This window comes from Rhizobium sp. B230/85 (assembly GCF_019355735.1).
In the GTDB taxonomy this organism is placed as follows: Bacteria; Pseudomonadota; Alphaproteobacteria; order Rhizobiales; family Rhizobiaceae; genus Rhizobium; species Rhizobium rhododendri.
The window spans coordinates 1,914,403-1,932,454 of record NZ_CP072156.1 but is presented as its reverse complement, the minus strand read 5'-3'; the positions used below and the strand labels follow the sequence as shown (position 1 = coordinate 1,932,454).

Annotated in this window: 22 protein-coding genes and 1 pseudogene; 9 read left to right on the top strand and 14 right to left on the bottom strand. The window is 61.4% G+C overall.

Annotation, left to right across the window (positions count from 1 at the left end):
* Nucleotides 1-93: 93 nt before the first annotated feature.
* The 3 genes from J5289_RS09335 to gatB form a co-directional block, all read right to left on the bottom strand.
* On the bottom strand, nucleotides 94-555 hold the full coding sequence (locus J5289_RS09335; RefSeq protein WP_209183574.1) for a GNAT family N-acetyltransferase: 462 nt from the start codon (nucleotides 553-555) through the stop codon (nucleotides 94-96).
* Between the two features lie 330 nt (nucleotides 556-885).
* Nucleotides 886-1,389 carry a GNAT family N-acetyltransferase gene (locus J5289_RS09330; protein WP_209183573.1) on the bottom strand — a complete coding sequence of 168 codons (504 nt, stop codon included), beginning with the start codon at nucleotides 1,387-1,389 and terminating at the stop codon, nucleotides 886-888.
* 2 nt (nucleotides 1,390-1,391) lie between these two features.
* Nucleotides 1,392-2,897, bottom strand: a complete 1,506-nt coding sequence (gene gatB / locus J5289_RS09325; protein WP_209183572.1) for an Asp-tRNA(Asn)/Glu-tRNA(Gln) amidotransferase subunit GatB — start codon at nucleotides 2,895-2,897, stop codon at nucleotides 1,392-1,394.
* 180 nt (nucleotides 2,898-3,077) lie between these two features.
* Between gatB and J5289_RS09320 the strand changes: the two genes are divergently transcribed.
* Nucleotides 3,078-3,560 carry a DUF1810 domain-containing protein gene (locus J5289_RS09320; RefSeq protein WP_209183571.1) on the top strand — a complete coding sequence of 161 codons (483 nt, stop codon included), beginning with the start codon at nucleotides 3,078-3,080 and terminating at the stop codon, nucleotides 3,558-3,560.
* Here J5289_RS09320 and J5289_RS09315 read toward each other — a convergent pair.
* The 4 genes from J5289_RS09315 to gatC all read right to left on the bottom strand — a co-directional run bounded on the left by J5289_RS09315 (nucleotide 3,542) and on the right by gatC (nucleotide 6,548).
* A complete protein-coding gene (locus tag J5289_RS09315) occupies nucleotides 3,542-4,051 on the bottom strand; it encodes an N-acetyltransferase (RefSeq protein WP_209183570.1) in 510 nt (169 codons plus the stop codon). The genes J5289_RS09320 and J5289_RS09315 overlap by 19 nt on opposite strands.
* Before the next feature lie 206 nt (nucleotides 4,052-4,257).
* Nucleotides 4,258-4,434: a hypothetical protein gene (locus J5289_RS09310; protein WP_209184143.1), complete on the bottom strand. Its 177-nt coding sequence runs from the start codon at nucleotides 4,432-4,434 to the stop codon at nucleotides 4,258-4,260.
* Nucleotides 4,435-4,718: 284 nt separating this feature from the next.
* Entirely contained in the window at nucleotides 4,719-6,200 is a 1,482-nt protein-coding gene (gene gatA / locus J5289_RS09305; protein ID WP_209183569.1) for an Asp-tRNA(Asn)/Glu-tRNA(Gln) amidotransferase subunit GatA, read from the bottom strand.
* A gap of 60 nt (nucleotides 6,201-6,260) precedes the next feature.
* Entirely contained in the window at nucleotides 6,261-6,548 is a 288-nt protein-coding gene (gatC, locus tag J5289_RS09300) for an Asp-tRNA(Asn)/Glu-tRNA(Gln) amidotransferase subunit GatC (RefSeq protein ID WP_209183568.1), read from the bottom strand.
* Between the two features lie 207 nt (nucleotides 6,549-6,755).
* Here gatC and J5289_RS09295 point away from each other — a divergent pair, with 207 nt between their 5' ends.
* Nucleotides 6,756-7,604, top strand: a complete 849-nt coding sequence (locus tag J5289_RS09295) for a M48 family metallopeptidase (RefSeq protein WP_209183567.1) — start codon at nucleotides 6,756-6,758, stop codon at nucleotides 7,602-7,604.
* 85 nt (nucleotides 7,605-7,689) lie between these two features.
* On the opposite strand, the gene J5289_RS09290 is transcribed toward J5289_RS09295, so the two are convergent.
* Nucleotides 7,690-8,400: a metal-dependent hydrolase gene (locus tag J5289_RS09290; RefSeq protein WP_209183566.1), complete on the bottom strand. Its 711-nt coding sequence runs from the start codon at nucleotides 8,398-8,400 to the stop codon at nucleotides 7,690-7,692.
* Nucleotides 8,401-8,527: 127 nt separating this feature from the next.
* Here J5289_RS09290 and ruvX point away from each other — a divergent pair, with 127 nt between their 5' ends.
* Nucleotides 8,528-9,022, top strand: coding sequence for a Holliday junction resolvase RuvX (gene ruvX, locus J5289_RS09285; protein WP_209183565.1), 495 nt, complete (start codon nucleotides 8,528-8,530; stop codon nucleotides 9,020-9,022).
* On the opposite strand, the gene J5289_RS09280 is transcribed toward ruvX, so the two are convergent.
* The 3 genes from J5289_RS09280 to J5289_RS09270 all read right to left on the bottom strand — a co-directional run bounded on the left by J5289_RS09280 (nucleotide 8,959) and on the right by J5289_RS09270 (nucleotide 10,225).
* On the bottom strand, nucleotides 8,959-9,291 hold the full coding sequence (locus tag J5289_RS09280; protein WP_142829001.1) for a DUF6105 family protein: 333 nt from the start codon (nucleotides 9,289-9,291) through the stop codon (nucleotides 8,959-8,961). The genes ruvX and J5289_RS09280 overlap by 64 nt on opposite strands.
* Nucleotides 9,288-9,458, bottom strand: a complete 171-nt coding sequence (locus J5289_RS09275; RefSeq protein WP_209183564.1) for a hypothetical protein — start codon at nucleotides 9,456-9,458, stop codon at nucleotides 9,288-9,290. The genes J5289_RS09280 and J5289_RS09275 overlap by 4 nt, the downstream gene beginning before the upstream one ends.
* 104 nt (nucleotides 9,459-9,562) lie before the next feature.
* On the bottom strand, nucleotides 9,563-10,225 hold the full coding sequence (locus J5289_RS09270; RefSeq protein ID WP_209183563.1) for a TetR/AcrR family transcriptional regulator: 663 nt from the start codon (nucleotides 10,223-10,225) through the stop codon (nucleotides 9,563-9,565).
* Between the two features lie 130 nt (nucleotides 10,226-10,355).
* Between J5289_RS09270 and J5289_RS29190 the strand changes: the two are divergent.
* Nucleotides 10,356-10,508, top strand: a pseudogene (locus J5289_RS29190) (PIN domain nuclease); the annotation flags it as partial.
* An 11-nt stretch (nucleotides 10,509-10,519) separates the two neighbouring features.
* On the opposite strand, the gene J5289_RS09265 reads toward J5289_RS29190, so the two are convergent.
* Entirely contained in the window at nucleotides 10,520-11,137 is a 618-nt protein-coding gene (locus tag J5289_RS09265) for a GNAT family N-acetyltransferase (protein WP_209183562.1), read from the bottom strand.
* Between the two features lie 38 nt (nucleotides 11,138-11,175).
* Nucleotides 11,176-12,834: an acyl-CoA dehydrogenase family protein gene (locus J5289_RS09260; protein WP_209183561.1), complete on the bottom strand. Its 1,659-nt coding sequence runs from the start codon at nucleotides 12,832-12,834 to the stop codon at nucleotides 11,176-11,178.
* Between the two features lie 199 nt (nucleotides 12,835-13,033).
* Between J5289_RS09260 and J5289_RS09255 the strand changes: the two genes are divergently transcribed.
* From J5289_RS09255 to dprA, 5 genes are all read left to right on the top strand, one after another.
* Nucleotides 13,034-13,522 carry a GNAT family N-acetyltransferase gene (locus J5289_RS09255; RefSeq protein ID WP_209183560.1) on the top strand — a complete coding sequence of 163 codons (489 nt, stop codon included), beginning with the start codon at nucleotides 13,034-13,036 and terminating at the stop codon, nucleotides 13,520-13,522.
* A 145-nt stretch (nucleotides 13,523-13,667) separates the two neighbouring features.
* Nucleotides 13,668-14,609 (top strand): aspartate carbamoyltransferase catalytic subunit, encoded by a 942-nt coding sequence (locus tag J5289_RS09250; RefSeq protein WP_209183558.1) that lies wholly within the window; start codon nucleotides 13,668-13,670, stop codon nucleotides 14,607-14,609.
* The gene (locus J5289_RS09245; RefSeq protein WP_209183556.1) at nucleotides 14,606-15,895 is read left to right on the top strand and encodes a dihydroorotase; all 1,290 of its coding nucleotides are present in this window, start codon (nucleotides 14,606-14,608) and stop codon (nucleotides 15,893-15,895) included. Before J5289_RS09250 ends, J5289_RS09245 begins: the two co-directional genes overlap by 4 nt.
* Before the next feature lie 47 nt (nucleotides 15,896-15,942).
* Nucleotides 15,943-16,548 (top strand): glycerol-3-phosphate 1-O-acyltransferase PlsY, encoded by a 606-nt coding sequence (plsY, locus tag J5289_RS09240; protein ID WP_142829064.1) that lies wholly within the window; start codon nucleotides 15,943-15,945, stop codon nucleotides 16,546-16,548.
* 4 nt (nucleotides 16,549-16,552) lie between these two features.
* On the top strand, nucleotides 16,553-17,704 hold the full coding sequence (gene dprA, locus J5289_RS09235) for a DNA-processing protein DprA (RefSeq protein ID WP_209183554.1): 1,152 nt from the start codon (nucleotides 16,553-16,555) through the stop codon (nucleotides 17,702-17,704).
* Here dprA and J5289_RS09230 read toward each other — a convergent pair.
* On the bottom strand, nucleotides 17,678-17,890 hold the full coding sequence (locus J5289_RS09230; RefSeq protein ID WP_209206578.1) for a hypothetical protein: 213 nt from the start codon (nucleotides 17,888-17,890) through the stop codon (nucleotides 17,678-17,680). The two genes, dprA and J5289_RS09230, sit on opposite strands and share 27 nt — an antisense overlap.
* Nucleotides 17,891-18,052: the final 162 nt, after the last annotated feature.

Here is an 18,052-nt window from a genome sequence, read left to right as displayed (position 1 = left end):
CCCGGCGAAACGGCGCGGGCGGGAGCAGAATTCGATCCAAAGCTTATGCCGCCGGAAGAAGTTATTGTCCAGCGATTCCAGCCGCTCCGGCTGTCATTTCAGCGCCATCTTGAAGCCCAGATGGCTCGGCTTGAAGCCCAGCCGCTCGTAGAAGCGATGGGCATCCTTGCGGGTCGCGTTGGATGTCAGTTGCACCAGTCTTGCGCCACGACGCTTTGCGTCCGCGATACAGTGGTCGATCATCGCGGCACCGATCCCCTGCCCGCGCATGTCGTCGCGCGTCTGCACCGCCTCGATGATCATTGCCGACCCGCCCCGGCCCGTGAGCGAGGTGGTGAACATGGTCTGGAAGGCGCCGACGACTTCGCCGTTGCGCGCCGCGACATAAAGGGTCTGGTCGGGCGAGGCTGCGATTGTGCGGAAGGCTTCGAGATAAGCGGGGAACGCTTCCGCATCCAGCGTGTCGCCATGGCCGCCGAGCGGGTCGGCCGCAAACAGCGCGATCAGGGCGGGCAGGTCTGCCTCGCGGGCTTCGCGGATGGTCAGGCTGGTCATGGAGTTCTACCTTCGTGGCTGGCCATCTGGTGGCTGGTTCATGGCACCGTCTGCATCGTATTCATCTCGCCGAGACTGCAGCGAGTACCCCCCCTCTGTCGGCTACGCCGACATCTCCCCCACGAGGGGGAGATCAGCCGCAACCGCCGGGTCGCCTGACCAAAGGGAAAAGAAACTTCACTGCCTTTGGGACAGGCGATGCATCTCCAGCCAATCTCCCCCCTTGTGGGGGAGATGTCACGAAGTGACAGAGGGGGGCGAGCTTGCGCCGGATGAAATGATGCCGGGTCAGCCAGCAACGCGATGGAAAGCGGAGAGACATTCTGTCGATCAGTGGTTCGTCAGCGCGCGCTCGAACACCAGTGTCGGCAAGCCGGATTGCTTCGGCCCATCATTCTTGTTCCGACCGACTTCATCGAAGCCGAGGCTCTGGTAGAAAGCAATGGCCGGTGCATTTTCCGGCTCCACCTCGACACGCATCCGGTCGGCATCTGGAAAACAGGTCTCGAGCTCCGCGAAGAGATCGCGACCGATACCCTGCCGCTGCGCCGACGGCCGGACGTAGAGCATGTGCAACACGGCGACCTTGGCCGTCTCCTCGGACAGGGCCGCGTAACCCATGCCGCCGAGCTCCTTGCCGTCATCGGCGACGACAAACTCCGAATCCTTCTTCTCCAGGCGCGTTTTCAGCGCTGCAGCCGAATGCCACGACGCATGGATCTCCTCGACCTTGGCTGCGCCGTAGAGATTGTCGTAGGTCGCATGCCAGGTCTCGTTCAGCAGCGCGCGGACTTTGTCGAGGTCGCGGGCGCTGGCGGTGCGCACGAAGTACATCCCTACTCCTCAACGATGCCGAGCTTGGCCTTGACCAGAGCCTGCACGGCCTGCGGGTTTGCCTTGCCGCCGGTCGACTTCATCACCTGGCCGACGAACCAGCCGGCGAGTGTCGGCTTGGCCAGCACTTTGGCGACCTGATCCGGGTTGGCAGCGATGATCTCATCGACCGCCTTTTCGATGGCGCCGGTATCCGTCACCTGGCGCATGCCGCGGCTCTCGACGATCTCGGCCGGATTGCCACCCTCGGTAAGGACGATCTCGAAGACATCCTTGGCAATCTTGCCGGAGATGGCCTCGGACTTGATCAGGTCGAGAATACCGCCGAGCTGGATTGCGGAAACCGGAGTCTCTTCAATGCTTTTACCGGTTCTGTTCAAGGCGCCCAACAAGTCGTTGATGACCCAGTTTGCGGCCATCTTGCCATCGCGGCCGGCGGCCAGTGCCTCGTAATAATCGGCAATCGCCTTCTCGGAGACCAACACCGACGCGTCGTAGACGGAGAGGCCGAGTTCGCGCACGAAGCGCTCCTTCTTGGCATCCGGCAACTCCGGCAGATCCTTGGCGAGTTCGGCGATGAAGGCATCGTCGAATTCCAGAGGCAAAAGGTCCGGATCGGGGAAATAGCGGTAGTCGTGCGCGTCTTCCTTGGAGCGCATCGAGCGGGTCTCACCCTTGGCCGGATCGAACAGCCGGGTTTCCTGGTCGATGGAGCCGCCATCTTCCAGAATGGCGATCTGGCGGCGGGCTTCGTATTCGATGGCCTGGCCGATGAAGCGGATGGAGTTGACGTTCTTGATCTCGCAGCGCGTGCCGAAATCGCCGCCGGGCTTGCGCACGGAAACGTTCACGTCGGCGCGCATCGAGCCCTCGTCCATGTTGCCGTCGCAGGTACCGAGATAGCGTACGATCGAGCGCAGCTTGGTCATGTAGGCCTTGGCTTCGTCGGACGAGCGCATGTCGGGCTTGGAGACGATCTCCATCAGCGCCACGCCGGAGCGGTTGAGGTCGACATAGGACATGGTGGCGTGCTGGTCGTGCATCGACTTGCCGGCGTCCTGCTCGAGGTGAAGGCGCTCGATACCGATCTCGATGTCCTCGAACTGGCCCTGGCGATCAGGGCCGAGCGAGATGACGATCTGGCCTTCGCCGACGATCGGGTCCTTGAACTGCGAGATCTGGTAGCCCTGCGGCAGGTCGGGATAGAAATAGTTCTTGCGGTCGAACAGCGAGCGCTTGTTGATCTGCGCCTTCAGGCCGAGGCCGGTGCGCACCGCCTGCTTGACGCATTCCTCGTTGATCACGGGGAGCATCCCGGGCATGGCGGCATCGACCAGCGAGACGTTGGAATTGGCCGGTTTGCCGAACTCGGTGGAGGCGCCGGAGAACAACTTCGACTTGGAGAGAACCTGCGCATGCACCTCCATGCCGATGACCACTTCCCAGTCGCCTGTGGCGCCGGGAATGAAGCGTTTCGGATCGGGCGTGCGGACGTCGACAAGGGTCATGGGATGCTCTTCAAAGGCTGGATTTCTTGTCTGTGAGGTAAAGGAAATGGCTTTGGCGTGCAAGGCTTTCGGGTGCTGCAGACGGCAATTGATCGACGCCGGCGCCCCGTCGCCGGCCATTGCCTTGCCGGAATGGCGGCGCGCCCAAAATATAGATGACGCGCACGCAGGAGAATGACGATGGCCGCTTCGACCGACCCCCATGACCTCGACAGGTTTGTCGAGGCGCAGGCTAGCATATACGAACAGGCGCTGGCGGAACTCCTGGCCGGCGCTAAGCGCTCGCACTGGATGTGGTTCGTCTTTCCGCAGATCGCCGGGCTTGGTACATCTTCGATGGCGCAGCGATATGCGATCCGCTCCAAGGAGGAAGCCTTGGCTTATATCTCCCACCCGCTGCTCGGGAAGCGGCTGACGGCCTGCGCGCAGGTAATGCTCTCTGCCGGAGGTACGGCAAACGGCGGGCGCTCTGCCCACGCCATCCTCGGTTCTCCCGACGATCTGAAATTCCGATCGAGCATGACGCTCTTTGCAGCTGTCAGCGGGCGCGATTCGCTTTTCCAGCGGGCACTCGATCGCTTCTTCGACGGGATCCCCGACGACCGGACGCTGGCCCTCATAGGAAGCGGAGACCTCGACCCCTTTCAGAAGCTGCTGCCGTAAAGGTCGTCGTCCGGCGGAAGCAGCGATTTAGACAGGCCGACGGTCGGCAGATCCCGGTCGAGGGAGGGCGAATAGACGACGGACAGCCAGTGGACGGTATAACCATGCGCCTTGAAGAAGCCGATAGCCTCGGCATTGCCGGAGTGGGTCTGCAGCGCTGCGGTGTCGAAGCCCTGGGCAGCAATATCGCTCTCGATCTGCGCCAGCAGGGCCGAACCCAGTCCCTGCCTGAGTTCGTCAGGGTCGATCCAGAAATCCGTGATGTTCTCGTCCAGCTTTTCACGCGCCGCCCAGCCGCAGGCAACCCCGTGATTTTCGACAACGGTGATCGTCAGCCAGGAGTCGCGGGTAAAATTCGAGAAGGAGTCCCTCGCGCCGTCCATCATGACGTCGCTGTCCCCAATCGCCGCCATGGCCTTCTGCCAGGCGCGAAGCCCGATGTTGGTCAGGATCTCCGTCTCGCCTTCATGGGCATTGCGAATGTGAATCATGAGCACCCCACGCGTTACTGACCCAGTAAAACATTTGATGACAGCTTTTGCCAGATGCTCAGCGAAGCTGGCTAAGAGACAGTCACGGTTTCCGTGGCTGTACACAACCGCTGGTCAGCGAGACCTTATTGAGCGGGAGAGCCTTTGGTGCCGCCAACGAGGCAAGGCCCGGATTGATGACTTTGGTTCCGGGCTTCTACGTCCGCTCAATCAGAACCCAAACCGGCAGGAAGTAAATCGAGATAGCCCAACAGGACGTAGACCAGCGCGAAGACGATCACCACCATCAGCAGATAGCAACCGACCTCCAGCGCGACTTTGATCATATCGGTCGGCTTGGACGAGGTCCGTTGGTCGTGATGCCACTTAATGGCGAAGAACATGCCCGTTCCTAGCGCCAGAACTTTGAACGTAATGAATAATATAGGGACCCAATCCATGGTTTGAATATTTCCTGGCTATTGATCGACGCCCATAACGATCTCCGAGGAAGTCAAACGGGTCGTAGCGCGCGTGTACATGAAGGCACTTTGCCAGGATGCTCGAGGGCGTCCATAAGCTCCGGCACGTGCTGAGCGCACCATACCGACGGGGTTTCAATTCATCCATTGCGGACGAATGTTACATCGAGCCCGCGATCTCCGACCGCGAACCCCAATTCAGGCTCTTACCACCACTTGGCAGGCGTGAACTTGCCGGCTGCCTGCTCGATGACATGAGCGGTCTTGAACAGAGTTTCCTCGTCGAACGGCTTGCCGATGAGCTGCAGTCCAAGCGGCAGGCCCTTCGCGTCAAGACCGGCGGGGACGGCGATGCCTGGCAGGCCAGCCATGTTGACGGTCACCGTGAAGATGTCGTTGAGGTACATCTTGACCGGGTCAGCGGCCAGTTCCTCGTCGGCAATGCCGAAGGCGGAGGACGGCGTGGCTGGCGTGAGGATGGCATCGACACCGGCATGGAAGGCAAGTTCGAAGTCGCGCTTGATCAGCGTACGGACTTTTTGCGCCTGCAGGTAATAGGCATCGTAATAGCCGGCCGACAACACATAGGTGCCGATCATGATGCGGCGCTTGACCTCGGTGCCGAAGCCCGCAGCGCGGGTCTTCTCGTACATGTCGAGGATGTCCTTGCCGTCGATGCGCAGGCCGTAGCGTACGCCGTCATAGCGGGCAAGGTTCGACGAGGCTTCAGCCGGAGCGACGATATAGTAGGCCGGCAGCGCATATTTGGTGTGCGGCAGCGAGATATCGACGATCTCGGCGCCGGCATCCTTCAGCCAGGCAATGCCCTTCTGCCAAAGGGTCTCGATTTCGCCGGGCATACCCTCGACTCGGTATTCGCGTGGAATGCCGATCTTCATGCCCTTCAGCGACTGGCCGAGCGCTGCCTCATAGTCGGGGACGGGAAGATCGACCGATGTGGTGTCCTTGGCGTCGACAGATGCCATCGACTTCAGGAGGATGGCGGCATCGCGCACGTCCCGGGCAATCGGGCCGGCCTGGTCGAGCGACGAGGCGAAGGCGACGATGCCCCAGCGCGAGCAGCGGCCATAGGTCGGCTTGATGCCGACGGTGCCCGTGAAGGCGGCTGGCTGGCGGATCGACCCGCCGGTGTCTGTGGCTGTGGCGCCGGCGCAGAGATGGGCCGCAACCGCTGCAGCAGACCCGCCGGAGGAACCGCCGGGAACCAGCTGCTGGTCCGAGCCCGTGGCGCGCCAGGGGTTGATGACCGGGCCGTAATAGGAGCTTTCGTTCGACGAGCCCATGGCGAATTCGTCCATGTTCAATTTGCCGAGCATGACGGCGCCGTCGTTCCAGAGGTTCTGGGTGACGGTCGATTCGTAGCGAGGCTCGAAACCGTCGAGGATGTGGCTGCAGGCCTGGGTGTGGACGCCTTCCGTGCCGAACAGGTCCTTGATACCGAGCGGAATGCCTTCGAGCGCACCGGCCGAACCAGCGGCGATACGAGCGTCCGAGGCCTTGGCCATCTCCAGAGCCTTGTCGGGCGTCACCTTGATATAGGCATTCAGCGCGCCATTGGCCGCGTCGATGGCCGCAACGTAGGCGGTCGCAAGCTCGGTCGCGGTGATCTCCTTGCCACGCAGCTTATCGCGGGCTTCGGCAATGGTCAGGCTGGTCAGTTCGCTCATGATCGGTTCACTTCAGGTCTGGAAAGGCTGCGGTCGGATGGATCGGAACGGCTCGAATGCCTATTCGACGACCTTCGGAACGAGGAAGAAATTGCGGTCGGTGAGCGGCGCATTGGCGACGACGTCATCAGCCTTGCTGCCGTCAGTTACGGCGTCTTCGCGCTTCTTCATGGCCATCGGCGTGACCGAGGTCATCGGCACGATACCCGTCACATCAACCTCGGAGAGCTGCTCGACAAAACCGAGTATACCGTTGAGCTCGCCGACCATGCGGTTGGCTTCGTCCTCGGTAACGGCGATGCGGGCAAGGCGCGCAACGCGCTTGACGATGGCAAGATCGACGGACATGAAATTCTCCGGCTGGGATGTGTTTCCCACGCTATAAAGGCCATGTCCGTCGGGTGCAACTGCCAAGGCGGCATCAACCGGACGAGTGGCGGAAATTAAAAGAGTGTTAACAACATAGACCTTTTGGCCTTTGCAGATTTTATTATCGCTTCCCAATATCTGCAATCTACGGTTTTTTCCCATAGTGCACTGTGGGGAGAAAAACTCATGACGTTTGAAATTTCTAAAATCCGCCATCCCAAAGAGAAGTTTTATGGTTCGCTGATGCTGCTCATCGGCAGCCTGATCTGGTTCCTGTTGGCAGCAGCCCTGCTAATAGCGGCATCGAAGAATATCGGAATGGCTTTGATTTTCGTGTTCTACATCGGCATTTTATGGTTCGTCAGCTTTGTCGCCCGGGCCTTGCTGCGCGCCTACATGATTGGCCATTACGTAATGGTCAGCCAGCAGCAATTTCCACAACTTCAAAAGATGGTCGAAGACGGTGCCAGGCAACTCGGGATGGAAGCGCCAACGGCCTTCGTCTATAATTCCAGCGGTGTCATGAATGCCATGGCGCTTACGCTCGTCGGGCGGACCAAATATATCTGGCTAACGTCGCAGCTCATCGATGCGGACAATGACGAGCAGGTTCGTTTCGTGATCGGCCATGAACTCGGTCATCACGCAGCCGGCCATCTCAACACAATTCCTATGCTGCTTCATCTGCCAGCTCATATCGTGCCATTTCTCGGCGCGGCATATTCGCGTGCACGCGAGTTGACGTGCGACCGCGTCGGCCTGGTCGTCGCGAATAATATTCAAGCATCCCGGACCGCATTGCAGATGCTGGCATGCGGCAGCGCCCGTTTGAACGCCCAGTTGAATACGGCAGCGTTTGAGGCGCAGGAGCGGATGGTGCCATCCGTGGCCGGATTCTTCCTGCATATCTTTTCGCATTATCCACGCCTCACGCGGCGGGTCGAAGCATTGGGCCAGTGGGCACAGGGTACTGGCACGGTCTCGGCATCTCAAACCGGCCCGTCCAGCAGACGCGTCGAGCCAACGCTGGCTTAACGGTCGCGATCACGAATGAATATTCCGACATGCCGGCATATCTAGGTGCCGGCATGTCTTGCAGCTTTATCCTCGACTAAACGCCTTAGAACGAAATTGCCTCACCGACCTTCGGCACGACGACCTTGGCGGCTGCGCCTTCCATGGCGGTGACGAACTTTTCGGCCGTCGCATCGATGATCGGGAAGGTGCCGTAGTGGCAGGGGATCACCGACTTGAAGTTGAAGAAGCGCTGGCAGGCAAGCGCAGCCACAGCACCGCCCATGGTGTAGCGGTCGCCGATCGGCACCAGGCCGATTTCAGGCTGGTGCAATTCGTTGATCAGCGCCATGTCGCCGAAGATATCGGTATCGCCCATGTGGTAGAGGGTCGGCGCGTCATCGAAATGCAGGACGAGGCCGTTCGGATTGCCGAGCGCGTGCGAAACGCCGTCTTCCGTTTGCTGGGCCGACGAATGCAGGGCGTTGGTGAAGGTGACGGTGAAGCCGTCGAAGTGGATCGTGCCGCCGGTGTTGCCGGATTCGATCTTCTCGACGCCTTTGCCGCCGAGCCAGGCTGCGAGATCGGCATTGGCGAGAACGATCGCGCCGGTCTCCTTGGCAATCGCTGCCGTGTCGCCCACGTGGTCGGCGTGGCCGTGTGTCAACAGGATATGGGTGACACCCTTGGACACGTCGGCAACCGTCAGGCCGGCTGCGGAGAAGGACTGGTTATAGCTCAGGAACGGGTCGATCAGGATCGTTGCCTTGGAAGTCTCGATGCGGAATGCGGCATGGCCGAGCCAGGTGACTTTCATGGGATAACTCCGTGAATTGAGGGATGCAAATTCGAACCTTGATGCTAAGGACACTAGCGACATAGCCCAAAAGGCAAAAAATGACAGTGATCCGCCGCTCAATTTCTTTTGACGAGACAATATCCCGATGACAGTCCTCACCATCGAAGAACTGGCGGAAACCCTGCTGCCGAATCAGGCGATTGCAGGCCTCGACCTCGGCACGAAGACCATTGGGCTGTCGATGTCGGATATCGGGCGACGACTGGCGACGCCACGTCCGGTGCTGCGGCGGGTGAAGTTTACGCCCGATGCTGCAGCACTGCTGGCGTTCGCGGAGAAGGAAAAAGTAGCGGCGTTCATCATCGGCCTGCCGGTCAACATGGACGGCTCGGAGGGGCCGCGGGTCCAGGCGACCCGGTCTTTCGTGCGGGCCATGTCGGACAAAACCGCCCTGCCCTTCGTCTTCTGGGACGAGCGCCTGTCGACTGTCGCGGCAGAACGTCAGCTGATCGCCATGGATGTTTCAAGGGCAAAACGTGCCGAGCGCATCGATTCCGCAGCGGCCAGCTTTATTCTTCAGGGCGCGCTCGACAGGCTGTCTTCGCTGTCCCGCAATCGATCGCCGGATCTCGAGGCCTGACGCGCCTGCCACCAGGCTGCAATCAGCTTGCGCTTGCGAAAGCCGATCAGCGCGAAGACCACGAGACTATCGACGATGATAGCGCGCAGCACCAGCGGTGGGATCGATTCCGGGGGTAGCCCGAGGACTTTACCGTAGACCTGAAATGTCAGGTCGTGAACCTCGCGGGTGTACATGAATATGCCGAAACTGATGTCGTAGTAGGACAGCCAGTACCAGCTGCCGAGGAAGAAGATCGGCCCGCCCCAGAACAGCAGAAACCATTTCATGCGGCCTCTCCCCGATATGCGACGCCATCTCCGCTGCAAAGGACCAGCTCGCTCACCAGCGCCAATGAGCCCAAAATCACCGCAGGCACTGCAATATTGAGAGCCAGGACGGCGAAAAACATCATTGAAATCAGGAATAGAGCGGCTTTAGCCGGTTTTGCTGTCATGGCCACACTGGTTAACAATTGATGATCTCGCCACCTTGTGCCGTCAGCCGGCCTCCCGCAACGTAAACCATTCGTTAAGGTTAACGGCCTGTGGAGAACTTGCCTCAGCCGTAGACGGCACGGACGATGCGCTTCAGGCCGGTCGCTGCCTTGTCCCAATCCTTCTCGCTTCTCAGCGACAATCCCGCACATTGGCCGCCGATGGCGGCCGAGAGTACCAGATGCTGGATAGCCGCGAGAATGATGGCGTTGACGGCAACCGCATCGACACCTTTGGGAGGCACAAGCGACCCGCGCATCCGGTCGATCCAGGCGGCCAGCGCCTTGGAGCGTGCCTCGGACAGTTTTCGTACCTGTTCCGTCTGTTCCGACACCTCCCAGGCGACGATGCGACGCATCAGCGGATCGGCGCGCAGTGCATCCAGGAAAAGCAGCGCCAGCCGCTCCATCAGGTCGCCGTAGGTCAGCATGAACATGCCACCGCTATCGTCTGGGATACGGTCCCTCACCCAGCTACCGAGATCGGCGCCGATGGCCTCGACCAGACCGTCGAGCCCGCCATAATAGCGGTAGATCAGTTGCTTGTCGCAGCCGGCGCGACGGGCCACGGCATTGATGCCGAACGCCTGGAAGCCGTGTTCAGCAAGAAGTGCCTTGGCGGATTCGAGGATATTGTGTTCGGTTGCAAGGCGGTTGCGCAGCGGCTTTACCGGCTCGGAGAGAAGCGCAACGGAGTTCTTCTCCAGAAGAAGGACCGAATCTGCCATATCGTTTTTGTCTGTGGTCATCGCCAGTGACTATCAGCCGGTCATTTCGCCGACAACGCAGGGCTTTTCAAAGGTTGTGGATAGCGCTGCACCAAGGAACACCGCCATAGTAAAGCGTTGGATGAACTAAAGGCTGTTGCGCGAAAAGGGCATCACCATCCGCAAGTCAATCGATCTCATCATAGGCACGTTCTGCATAGAAGAGGGCCATAGCCTTCTGCATCACGATCGCGATTTCGATCCCATGCGGGACCATCTCGGCCTGAAAGTCGTCACACACTAATTTTCGTGCAATCAAAGCCTACGCCCGAACCACACAGTGGTTTCGGAGAGCGGCGCTACGGGCGGGGACAATTGCGCAAAGCCGCGCTTCGGCCAGAAGCGCGAGGCACCGTGGTTGGCAGTGTTGGTTCCCAAGTGGATGCCGCTGACGCCGGCCTGTCGGGCCATCGTGATCCAGCGGTCAAGAAGCGCTGTGCCAATTCCCTGCTGCTGCAGGCGTGGGAGAAGGTTCATGTGCACATGCGCCGGATAGGGTTGGATGAGGCTTTCGGGCGTATGGCGGAGGTGGTGGATCATGAAGCAGCGGCGCTCGTCGGCGTTCCATTGCGACGATGGGCCGCTCGGCTCCGGATAGATCGCGCGAAGACCAGGCCACCAGTCCTCTTCAAGCCTGTCCTCGAAGGCCGCCGTGTCGAACACGCCGAGGATATAGCCACCGACACCCTCCTCGTCCTCGGCGACGAGCATGGTTTCCGGACTGAATTTCGCATAGGGGCCGACGTAGATATGCCCCATCAACCGACCATCGATGTAGAGGTGCCAGGCATCGCCGCCGGCATGGCCTGTCGCGAGCGAGATGGCGTAAAGGCTGTCGATATCGGAGGGACGAAAGCTGCGAAGCGTAACCACACGTCCCCCTTGCGTTTCGATGCGAGCCGAACTCTCCGTCAGGTCGCGGGTGGATAGAGCAGATCGACGATGTAGCTGGCGTCGAAACGGCTGTCGAGCATGCCGTAGGTCGAGCGCCAGCCGCCGGCCAGACGCGTTTCGATGAAGGCATCGGCGACTTTGCCGGCACCGAGCCGGTAGAGTTCGGCGGCGGCGGTAGCCAAGGCGAGCTGCTCGATCAGCAGCCGGGCAGCGCCCTCGTCGCGCTCGCAGAGCGCCATGGCGGCACGCAGCACGGCGATGGTCTTCTTGCCGGCCGGACCGAGATCGCGGGCAAGTCCGGCGAATACCGTTTCGAACAGGTCTCGACCACGGTTGAGGACGCGCAGAAGATCGAGCGCCATGACATTGCCGGAGCCTTCCCAGATGGCGTTGACCGGCGCCTCGCGGTAGTGGCGGGCAATGGGGCGTTCCTCGATATAGCCGCTGCCGCCGATGCATTCCATCGCCTCGTAGATCAGCGCCGGGGCGATCTTGCAGCACCAGTATTTGGCAACCGGGGTCATCACCCGGGCGTAGGCTGCGTCGTCGGCGCTGTCGCGGGCCTTGTCGAAGGCTTCGGCCAGACGGAACGAAAGGGCAGTCGCACCGGCGACGTCGAGCGCCATGTCTGCGAGCACGCGTGTCATGATCGGTTGGCTCACCAGCGGCTTGCCGAACACGCTGCGACCGCGCGCGTGGTGCACCGCTTCGGCGAGCGACGCGCGCATGATGCCCGACGACGCCAGCGCACAATCGAGCCGCGTCAGGGTCACCATGTCGAGAATCGTCCGGACGCCGCCATCGGGAGTGCCGAGCAGGAAGCCGAACGTGTCGGTGAATTCAACTTCGGCGGACGCATTCGAGCGGTTGCCGATCTTGTCCTTCAGGCGCTGGAAATGCAGCCCGTTGGCCGAGCCGTCCTCGAGCAGCCGTGGCACCAGGAAGCAGCCAAGCCCGTCGCCTGTCTGGGCGAGCATGACGAAGGCGTCGCTCATCGGCGCCGACAGGAACCATTTGTGGCCGGAGAGCCGATAGATGCCCTCGCCCACCCGCTCGGCCGACGTGACATTGGCGCGCACATCCGTGCCGCCCTGCTTTTCCGTCATGCCCATGCCGATGGTGACGGCGGATTTCTGCATGGCCGGCTTGTTGGTGGAATCATATTTCCGCGACAGGATTTTTGGCGCCCAGTCCTTCTGGACCGCAGGGGCTGCCATCATCGCCGCCACCGAGGCGCTGGTCATTGTCAGCGGGCAGAGATGGCCGCATTCGAGCTGCGCCGTCAGGTAAAAGCGCGCGGCTCGTACCTTGTGCGCCTGGTCCTTGGCCTCGACATCCGCCTGCGGATCCCAGATCGACGAATGCAGCCCCGCCGACATCGAGCGGCGCATCAGCGCATGCCAGGCCGGATGGAACTCGACGATATCCAGCCGCTCGCCGCGCGGACCATGGGTCTTCAACTGCGGCACGCCCTGGTTTGCCATCCGGGCCAGTTCCTGCGCCTCATGCGACGTCACGAAACGCCCCATCTGCTCGAGATCTTCGCGAATGCTGCGCGGCAGATTGGCCGTCAGGTCGACGATCAGCGGATCGGAACGATAGGCATTGATGCCGGACCAAAGGCTCGGCTGGTTCAGATCGGTCAACGGGTCTTCGTTCCGGGGCGCTTGGGTCATGATTCGCTTCTAGCCGAAGTCACCTATGGTGGAAACGTCCATGGAAAAGATTCATGGCGATGTACACAGTGGGGCTAAAATGTTGACCTATAGGGCGAGCTTCTAAATTTCGCGTCCTGGCGAACCTAAAGTTGCTGTTCGCGGCTTTGGTCCGCCAGCGCCGCATCTGGAAAATCTGACTTAGGAGGGAGAGTGCGCCATGTTTCTTGACGTTCGAGGCGCCGTCGATGAGGATATGGAAGCGTGCCACGGATGCCTAGCCGTCGTGGCGGAGGAAGGTCTCTGGCTGTCACGGTTGAACGCCCCACCCATCGATCGGTACGCATCGTGGTGGGAGTCAATGCGCATACGGCAAGCTCCGCAGGCGGTCGCCACCGTTGATGGCAGGGTGATCGGTTGGTGCGACATCTCTCCGCGCGATGGCCCTCTGCATGCCCATATCGGCAGCCTCGGGATCGGAATTGTTCCCGGATACCGCGGCTTGGGTCTGGGGACGCGGCTGATTGCGCTGGCTCTGGCTAAGGCACGAGAAAGAGAGCTAGAACGAATCGAGCTTTCGGTACTGCATGACAACGACGCTGCGATCGGCCTTTACAAGCGGATGGGGTTCGTCATAGAGGGCCGCCGTCGCCGGGACTGGAAACTCGGGAATGTCTACCGCGACAGCATTTTGATGGCGCTTGTGTAGGGCATCCACCGTTGCTCAAAGTGTTCGAGCCAACACCATAAACATGTTGCCGAAGCCCCCTCGCCCGGCCTGAACGTTTCGAACCGCCTTGCCCCCTCGCCGCGCGCTCATTATAGAGCCCCTGACGACATCCGAGGGCGCCCGCATGGTCTTTTTCCCCCACCGCCACCTTATCGGCATCAAAGGTCTCACCGAGCAGGATATCACCTATCTACTCGACAAGGCGGACGAGGCGGTGAAGATCAGCCGGCAGCGCGAGAAGAAGACGTCGACGCTGCGCGGGCTGACGCAGATCAACCTTTTCTTTGAAGCCTCGACGCGGACGCAGGCGTCGTTCGAACTCGCCGGCAAGCGGCTCGGCGCCGACGTGATGAACATGTCGGTGGGCAATTCGTCGGTGAAGAAGGGCGAGACGCTGATCGACACGGCGATGACGCTGAATGCGATGCGCCCTGATGTCCTGATCATCCGCCACTCCAGCGCCGGGGCGGCAGCGCTGCTGGCGCAAAAGGTATCTTGTGCCGTCGTCAATGCTGGCGATGGCCAGCACGAGCATCCGACCCAGGCTCTGCTGGACGCGCTGACCATCCGCCGCGCCAAGGGCAAGCTGTCGCGCATCATCGTTGCCATCTGCGGCGACGTGCTGCATTCGCGCGTCGCCCGCTCCAATATTCTCCTGCTCAATGCCATGGGCGCGCGGGTGCGCGTCGTGGCGCCGGCGACGCTGCTGCCGACCGGGATGGCCGAGATGGGCGTGGAAATCTGCCACTCGATGAAGGAAGGCTTGAAGGATGCAGACGTGGTGATGATGCTGCGCTTGCAGCGCGAGCGCATGTCCGGCGCCTTCGTGCCTTCGGTGCGCGAATATTTCCATTTCTACGGGCTCGATGCCGAGACGCTGAAAGCCGCCAAGGAGGATGCGCTCGTGATGCATCCGGGGCCGATGAACCGTGGCGTCGAAATCGCCTCCGAAGTGGCCGACGGCCCGCAGAGCGTCATCGCCGAACAGGTGGAAATGGGGGTCGCCGTGAGGATGGCCGTGATGGAAACGCTGCTTGTCTCGCAGAACCAGGGGCCGCGCGCATGAACACCATCGTCCTCACCAACGTCCGCATCATCGACCCCTCGCGCCAACTCGACGAGACCGGCACCGTTATCGTCGAGAACGGCGTCATCGTTGCATCCGGCAGGCAAGCCGATGGCCTGCCGTTTCCAGCCGGCGCCACCGTGCGCGATTGCGCCGGGCTGATAGCGGTGCCCGGCCTTGTGGATGCCCGCGTGCATGTCGGCGAACCCGGCAGCGAGTACCGCGAGACGATCGCCTCGGCCAGCCGCGCTGCAGCAGCCGGCGGCATCACCTCCTTCATCATGATGCCGGACACCGACCCTGTCATCGACGACATCGCGCTGGTCGAATTCGTCAAGAAAACGGCGCGCGACAAGGCGGTCGTGAATGTCTATCCCGCCGCTGCCCTTACCAAGGGGCTGGCCGGCACTGAAATGACCGAGATCGGCCTGTTGCGAGAAGCCGGCGCCGTGGCCTTTACCGATGGCCATGCTAGCATCCACGACGCACAGGTGCTGCGCCGGGTTATGACCTACGGCCGCGAGTTCGGCGCCGTCATTGCTTCCGTGCCGCGCGACGAACATCTCGGCGTAGAGGGCGTCATGAACGAAGGCCTGTTTGCCAGCTGGCTCGGCCTATCGGGTATTCCGAAGGAAGCAGAGCTCATCCCGCTCGAGCGCGACCTCCGGATCGCGGCACTGACCCGCAGCAACTACCACGCCGCGATGATTTCGGTGCCTGAGTCGGCCGAGGCGATCAGGAACGCCCGGAAACGCGGCGCCAAGGTCACCTGCGGCATCTCGATCAACAATCTGGCGCTGAACGAGAACGACATCGGCGAATACCGTACCTTCTTCAAGCTCTATCCGCCGCTGAGACCCGAAGACGACCGGATGGCGATGATCGAAGCGCTCGCCGATGGCACGATCGACATCATCGTCTCCTCGCACGATCCGCAGGATGTCGACACCAAGCGGCTGCCTTTCGCTGAAGCGGCCGACGGCGCCATCGGGCTGGAAACCATGCTGGCCGCGGCCCTGCGCCTCCACCACAGCGGCCAGGTCAGCCTGATGCGGCTGATCGATGCCCTGTCGACGCGACCGGCCCAGATCTTCGGGCTCGATGCCGGCACGCTCCAGCCGGGCGCGAAAGCCGATATCACGCTGATCGATATCGACGAGCCTTGGCTTGTCGCCAAGGACATGCTTCTGTCGCGCTCGAAGAATACACCGTTCGAGGATGCCCGGTTCAGCGGCCGGGCGGTAGCGACCTATGTGGGGGGCGCATTGGTCTATTCGCTGAACTGAAAACGGACGCAAAAGCCGGACTATAGGGGGACGATTTGAACGACATCATGAACTGGCAGATCACCGTGCCGCTAGCGCTGGCAGCCCTTGCTATCGGCTATCTGCTGGGCTCCATCCCCTTTGGACTGGTGTTGACCCGCATGGCCGGGCTCGGCGATGTGAGGTCAATCGGCTCCGGCAGCATCGGGGCAACCAATGTGCTGCGCACCGGCAGCAAAAAGCTCGCAGTCGCAACGATGCTGCTCGATGCCCTCAAAGGCACCCTCGCCGCATTTGTCTGCACGCGGCTTTTTGGCGCAGAGGCCGGCCTGCTTGCGGGCTTTGCTGCGTTCATCGGCCATATCTTTCCGGTCTGGATCGGCTTCAGGGGCGGCAAGGGTGTGGCAACCTATATCGGCATCCTGCTGGCGCTGGCGCCGGTTATGGTGCTGCTGTTTGCGGTCGTCTGGCTCACTTGCGCCTTCCTCAGCCGGTACTCGTCGCTGTCCGCACTGGTTGCAACACTTGTTATTCCGGTTGCGCTGTGGATAGTGGGACCCGACAAGATTGCTGCGGCGATGACGCTGATGAGCCTCATCTGCTGGTGGAAACACAAGGCCAACATCGCCAGGCTGACTGCAGGGACGGAAAGCAAGATCGGATCCAAGGGGTAGGTTCATGGCCACGGACAGCGCAAGACGGTCTGGGATTGCGCTGACGGAAAAACAACGGATTGCCTGGCTCAGGCTGATCCGCTCCGACAATGTCGGGCCTGCCACCTTCCGCGACCTCATCAACCACTTCGGCTCGGCTGAAACCGCGCTCGCGATGCTGCCGGAATTGTCGCAGCGCGGCGGCGCAACGCGGGCTATCCGCATCTGCAGCGAAAGCGATGCCCTGCGCGAACTGGAAATTGCCGAGCGCTTCGGAGCGCGCTTCATCGGCATCGGCGAACCCGACTATCCTCCGGCGCTGCGGCAGATCGACGGTGCTCCGCCATTGCTGGCGGCCAAGGGCAATCTTGCCACCGGCACGAAGCCCGCGGTCGGTGTCGTCGGCTCGCGCAACGCCTCGATCAGCGGCGCCAAGTTCGCTGCGATGATCGCGCGGGACTGCGGTCGTGCCGGATATGCGGTGATCTCGGGGCTAGCGCGCGGCATCGATACGGCAGCCCATCGGGCCAGCATCGAGACCGGCACCATCGCGGCACTGGCCGGAGGACTGGACCAGCCCTACCCGCCCGAAAACGTCGGATTGCTCAATGAAATCTGGAACGGCGATGGCATGGCGCTGAGCGAGATGCCATTCGGCTGGGAGCCGAGGGCCCGCGACTTCCCCCGTCGCAATCGACTGATCGCTGGGGCCGCGCTGGGTCTGGTAGTCGTCGAGGCCGCAACGCGCTCCGGCTCGCTGATCACGGCGCGGCTAGCCGGGGAATTCGGGCGGCTGGTGTTTGCCGTGCCCGGCTCGCCGCTCGATCCGCGCTGCCAGGGAACGAACGGCTTGCTGAAGGATGGCGCAATGATCGCCACCAGCCCCGGCGATATCATCGAGGCGCTGGCGCCGCTGTCGGAGATCGACCTGTTCGCGACTCCGATGGCGGAGGAGCCTGGCGAGGATCCCGGCAAGCCGATGCTGCTGCCGCCCGATGACAACGACCGCGCCCGCATCGTCGATTCGCTCGGGCCGACACCGGTCGAGATCGACGACATCATCCGCCACACGGTGCTGGCGGCGGCGTCGGTCTATCTCGTCCTGATCGAACTCGATCTCGCCGGACGGTTGCATCGACACCCCGGCGGGCTAGTGTCGCTCGCCATGGTGGATTGATGCGAGGGGTCGATGGCCGGCCTGGAGGTCGCCGGCCTCGACGTAGGCCATCTCCAGAAGGTAGCACAGAAGATCGGCACGTTCCCTTTCTGCCACCTGCCGCAACTCGCCCAACATCTGGCGGATGAATGCAAAGCTTTCCATGGAGGTCTGCCCTCCCTTATTTTTCACAGGTTTGGACGTCATTTCGTCTTCCCGTTGCAAGGGTGTATCACTGCATGGACTGTCGTTATCTCTGCATAACAAAGACGATAAAGCATTTATCTATAATTGCAATACGTTTAATATCTCGTAAAAGTTGCGTCACGTTGCAGGCGGCAAAAATGCACCGTCCCTCTTGACCGCAGC